At 42.1% G+C, this 5,725-nt stretch carries 2 protein-coding genes; both read left to right on the top strand.

What is annotated here, in order from left to right:
* Positions 1 to 10: 10 nt before the first annotated feature.
* Positions 11 to 5,485, top strand: a complete 5,475-nt coding sequence (locus tag F6K52_RS31120) for a type I polyketide synthase (RefSeq protein ID WP_293088029.1) — start codon at positions 11 to 13, stop codon at positions 5,483 to 5,485.
* Positions 5,486 to 5,487: 2 nt separating this feature from the next.
* On the top strand, positions 5,488 to 5,725 hold a 238-nt coding region (locus tag F6K52_RS31115), incomplete at its 3' end, for a hypothetical protein (RefSeq protein WP_293088027.1).

Here is a 5,725-nt window from a genome sequence, read left to right as displayed (position 1 = left end):
TCAGGAAACTCTGACACCTTGGCCAGAAAAATCAATACCAGCAATTGCCGGTGTGAGTTCCTTTGGTTTTGGTGGCACTAACTCCCATGTGGTGTTGGCAGAAGTAGAGAATAAGGAACTCTTAATAGGTAACCCAAACCCAACCCCTCCCAAGGAGGGGAGCACAGAAGAAAAACCCAAAGAACGTCCAGTGCATCTGCTGACGCTCTCAGCGAAAACACAAGAAGCTCTAGAGCAGTTAGTCACCGGTTATGAGCACCACCTGAAAAAACATCCAGAATTAGGCATAGAAGATGTTTGTTATACAGCCAATGTGGGGCGTACACACTTTCAATATCGCCTCGCTGTTGTCGCCAAATCGACAAAGCAGTTACAGGAACAATTAAAAGCGAAGGCAGAATCAGAGGAAACACCAGGAGTCCTGACGGGTCAAAAGATTGGTCGCAAGCGTCCTAAGGTAGCCTTCCTCTTCACCGGTCAAGGTTCTCAGTATGTAAATATGGGACGGCAATTGTATGAAACTCAACCTACTTTTCGTCAAGCTTTAAATAAATGTGATCAAATCCTACGTCCGTATCTGGAACATCCCCTCAATGGAGTTCTCTATCCTCTTGATTCACAAAACTCAAGTTCCTCTTTGCTAAATCAAACTGCTTATACCCAACCGGCTCTGTTTGCTGTTGAATATGCCCTCGCCAAGTTATGGGAATCTTGGGGAATCAAACCCAAGGTGGTGATGGGTCATAGTGTTGGAGAATATGTGGCAGCTTGTATTGCAGGAGTTTTCAGCCTTGAAGACGGACTGAAGTTAATTGCCATGCGTGGCAGGTTAATGCAGCAGTTGCCTGGTGGTGGCAAGATGGTATCGTTGTTGGCGTCGGAGGAGCGGGTCAAAAAGGCGATCGCGGACTATAGTTCCCAAGAGGGGTATAAGAATCCTGCTGTAAGCATTGCTGCCATCAATGGACCGGAAAGTATCGTGATTTCTGGTGATACTGAAGCGATCGCAGCTATTTGCAGTAAGTTAGAAGCTCTGGGAGTAAAAACCAAACCGCTACAGGTATCCCATGCTTTTCATTCTCCTTTGATGGAACCGATGTTGGGCAAGTTTGAAACTGTAGCCAAACAAGTAACCTATAGTCAGCCGAAAATACCACTAATATCAAATATCACTGGTGAAAAAGTAGGTGCGGAAATTGCTACTGCTGAATATTGGGTTCGTCATGTGCGACAACCAGTGAGATTTGCCCAGAGTATGAAAACTCTAAATGAGCAAGGGTATGAACTATTTCTAGAAATTGGACCCAAACCAATATTGTTAGGAATGGGAAGGCAATGTTTACCAGAGGATGTGGGAGTATGGTTGCCGTCATTGCGTCCGGGAGTAGAAGAATGGGAACAAATGATCTCTAGCTTAGGAAAATTGTATGTAAAAGGTTTCAATGTAGATTGGTCAGGATTTGATAAAGATTATGCTGGTCAGAAAGTTGGATTACCTACTTATACCTTTCAGAGGGAACGATATTGGATAGAGATAGATAAAAAACATCATAAAAGCAGATTTTTGTCAAGAGATGCAGGTTATCACCCCTTACTAGGTGAACGCTTCTACTCTGCAATTCAACAGCAACAAATCCAGTTTGAATCCCAACTGAGTGCCTCTGAACCAGCCTACTTGAAGCACTATCGGGTATTTGAGCAGGTGATATTTCCTGCGGCTGGTTATTTAGAAATGGTCTTAGCTGCTGGTGCAACTCTATTCAATTCCCCAAAACTGGTGCTAGAAGACTTAGTAATTCAAAGTGCATTAGTTTTACATCAAGAGAAATTAAAGGCAGTTCAAACAGTTTTCACCCCATTGGAAAATCAAACGTACCAATTTCAGATTTTCAGTGGAGATCAAGAAGACAATCAGCAACAGCCTAGTTGGACACTCCACACAGAAGGAAAGCTTAGAGAGCAGCAAATAGATAGTGAACCTACTGTTGCGAACCTAGAAGCTTTGAAAGCAAGTTGTCCTGAACAGATAGAGGTTAAAGACTATTACCAACAATTTCAGGCTCAAGGTATTGACTACGGTGTCAGTTTCCAGGGTCTTAAGCAGCTGTGGTGTGGGGAAGGCCAAGCTATTGGCGAAATTCAATTGCCAGAGGAACTGGTAAGAGATTTGACAAACTACCAACTACATCCAGCACTTTTAGATGTCGGTATGCAGGTGATTGCTGCTGCCATCGGGGAAGAGGAAAGTCAGACTACCTATGTGCCAGTATTAATCGAACGCTTGACAGTATACCGTCGTCCTGATACCAGTCTTTGGGCAATGGCATCTGTAGCAATACCATTAAAAGACAACAAAGACAGTTTAAGTGGTCAAATTACTCTCTTGAGTAGCAAAGGAGAGACAATTGCTATAATTGAAGGCTTGCAACTAAAACAAGTCACAAGGGAAGCTTTGCTGGGGAGGGAAGCAGATGAACTCAGCAATTGGTTATATGAAATAGAATGGCGAACGCAACCTCGTTTTGGTCGGCAATTACCACCAGAATATATATTGATTCCAGGAGAAATATCTCGGAAACTCAACCCTTTAGTATCTAAATTAGTCTCAGAAATTGACTTAAATAGCTACAGTCAATTCTTAAGTCAGTTAGAAGCTTTGAGCATTGATTATATTGTCCAGGCATTTGTAGAAATGAGCTGGTTATTCCCAGAGGGAGAAATTTTTTCTAGTCAATCTCTAGCGGAAAAATTAGAAGTTGCATCCCAACATAGACGACTGTTTAACCGTCTGTTAGAGATATTGGCAGAAGTAGAAATTCTCAAAGGTACAACAGAGCGTTGGCAAGTAATTAAAACTCCAGAAAAAACTAATCCCCAGGGAAAAAACCAGGCATTGCAGAATCAATACCCTCAAGGCAAGCCAGAACTTACCTTACTAGAGCGTTGTGGCTCTCAACTGAGTGCCGTGTTAAGAGGAACAGCAGACCCACTACAGATAGTTTTCCCAGAAGGAGATTTAACCACAGCTACCCAACTCTATGAGGAATCATCTGAAGCGCAAGTAATGAATACCCTAGTCCAGCAAGGGATATCCACTGCCTTAGAAAAGTTACCTAAAGACAGAGGAGTAAGGTTATTAGAAATTGGTGCTGGCACTGGAGGAACGACAAGCTTTATTCTACCTCACCTAAATCCCCAGCAAACAGAATATGTATTCACCGACCTGGGTAGTTTGTTCACTAGCAAGGCCCAGGAAAAGTTCCGGGATTACCCGTTTGTACACTATCAACAGCTAAATATAGAAAAAGACCCAACAGCTCAGGGGTTTGAATCACATCAGTATGATGTGATTGTGGCAGCGAATGTACTGCACGCCACCACATCTTTGCGTCAGACCTTAGAAAATGTCCGACAACTGCTAGCCCCGGGGGGAATCTTGGTATTGTTGGAAGTGACAACTCGTCAGCGTTGGGTGGATTTATTTGCAGGACTATTAGAAGGATGGTGGAGGTTTGAAGATTTTGATTTACGACCTAACCATCCTCTATTAGAGAGCTATCAATGGCAGCAACTCCTAAAAGAAAGTAATTTTCCAGAAGTAGTTGTTTTGCCAGGAGTAGAGGGAAATAACCAGGAAGTATTTCCCCAAAGTGTAATTATTGCTCAAGCTTCACCAACCCCATCATCCTTAGCTTTATCCAAACCCCAAGGTTGGTTAATTTTTGGAGATCGACAAGGGGTTGGTGAAAATCTGGCAACTCAAATGCGATCGCGAGGAGAAATCTGTACTTTGGTTAAGCCTGGGCCAGAATATCAACAGGTAGAGGCAGAAGAATTTACGATTAACCCGGAAAACCCTGAAGATTTCCCCAAACTGATTTCCCAGTTAGTAACGCACTCAGGGAACTTGCATGGAGTGATTCAATGCTGGAGTTTAGAAACACCAGAAGGTAATTTTACTACAGAAGAACTAACCTCAGCATCCCAGATTGGATGTGGTAGTACCTTGTCCTTAGTGCAGGCATTAGTCAAGACTGAATTATCCCCATCCCCTCACCTTTGGTTAGTTACTCAAGGGGCGCAAGCAGTACCAGATGATAATCCTGTTGTGTCAGGCATAGCCCAATCTTCTTTGTGGGGAATGGGAAAGACCATTGCTTCAGAACACCCTGAACTAAAGTGTGTGCGTATAGATTTAGACCCACAGCAAACCGCTAAAGAGCAAGCAAAAATGCTCATGTCGGAAATATTGTCAGAGTCTAGAGAAGATGAAGTAGCATTCCGGCAAGAAAATCGTTATGTGGCAAGGTTAGTGCCCTCTCGGCATACCCAAAAAACTATGGACAAACCCTTAACTGTTCGTAAAGATGCTACATACTTAATTGCAGGTGGACTAGGGGGTGTGGGCTTACTTGTGGCTCATTGGTTGGTCGAAAAGGGCGCAAGACATTTGGCGTTAATTGGACGTAGTGGAGTTAAGGAAACTGCTAAAAAACAGTTGCAGGAATTAGAGCAAGCTGGTGCTGAGGTAATGGTGGCGCAAGCAGATATATCTAATTTGGAATCACTAACTAAGGTTTGGTCTGAAATTGAACAAAATATGCCACCATTGAAAGGGGTCATTAACAGTGCTGCGGTTGTAGATGATACTCTAATTGAGTCCCATAATTGGCCAAGATTTATGAAAGTGATGGCTCCTAAGGTTCAAGGTTCTTGGAATCTCCATCTGCTTACTCAAAATCAGTCATTAGACTTTTTTATACTATTTTCTTCTATAGCCTATCTTTTCGGTCTAAAAGGTGCTGCTAATTATTCTGCTGGTAATGCTTTCAAACATTCCTTGGCTTACTATCGGCGCTCTCTAGGTTTGACCGCAGTGACCATTAACTGGGGTATAATATTAGGAAAAGATTTAGTTGAATCAAAAGCTAGTCAGAAGTTACAAGCTAGACAAATGGGAATTGATCCTATTCAACCCCACAAAGTGATAGAAGCTCTAGAATTATTGTTGGGTACTACTGCTATAGGAGTGGGAGTAAGTCCTATGAACTGGTCTCAGTTTTTAGGAAAACTGCCTGGAGAAGTAAGTCCACCATTTTTTGAGGATTTAATTGTAAGTCAACCAGAAAAATTAGTTAAGGCGTACCAGCTTTTAGAAAAAATTAAGACTGCATCGACAACAGAAAAAGAAAGTCTATTAGTGGCTCACCTCCAAAGTGAAATTGCTCAGGTGCTGAGGATCAAACATTCTCAAATAGATATACAACAGCCTCTCAACACAATGGGAGTTGACTCCTTGATGGCATTAGAACTGCGAAATCGGGTTAAAAGTCAGTTAGAAGTTACGCTCCCAGTTACCAAGTTTATAGCAGGACTTACCATTGCAGATATATCACAGGAATTAAATCAGCAACTAGCCCAAAGTGATATCAAAGAAGAAATTGAAGCTAATAACGTCAAAGATATTAACTGGATAGAGGTGTAATTATGAATTTAGTTGAATTTATACAAAGCCTTTCCATCAAAGGGGTTAAGTTTTTGTGCGATAGGGAAAATTTGCGCATTGGCGATTCCCAAGAGGTATTAACTCCAGATATTATTGCTCAAGTGAAGCAGCACAAAACTGAAATATTAAAGCTATTGAGGGAACAGCCTGATATTCTCGAAGTCTATCCCTTGTCTTATGGACAAAAACCACATGGCTTTTTGTCCATAAGACAAGGGA

The sequence above is a fragment of the Moorena sp. SIO3H5 genome (assembly GCF_010692395.1).
GTDB lineage: Bacteria > Cyanobacteriota > Cyanobacteriia > Cyanobacteriales > Coleofasciculaceae > Moorena.
Note: the sequence above shows the minus strand (reverse complement) of the source record. Positions and strands in the feature narration are given on the sequence as shown.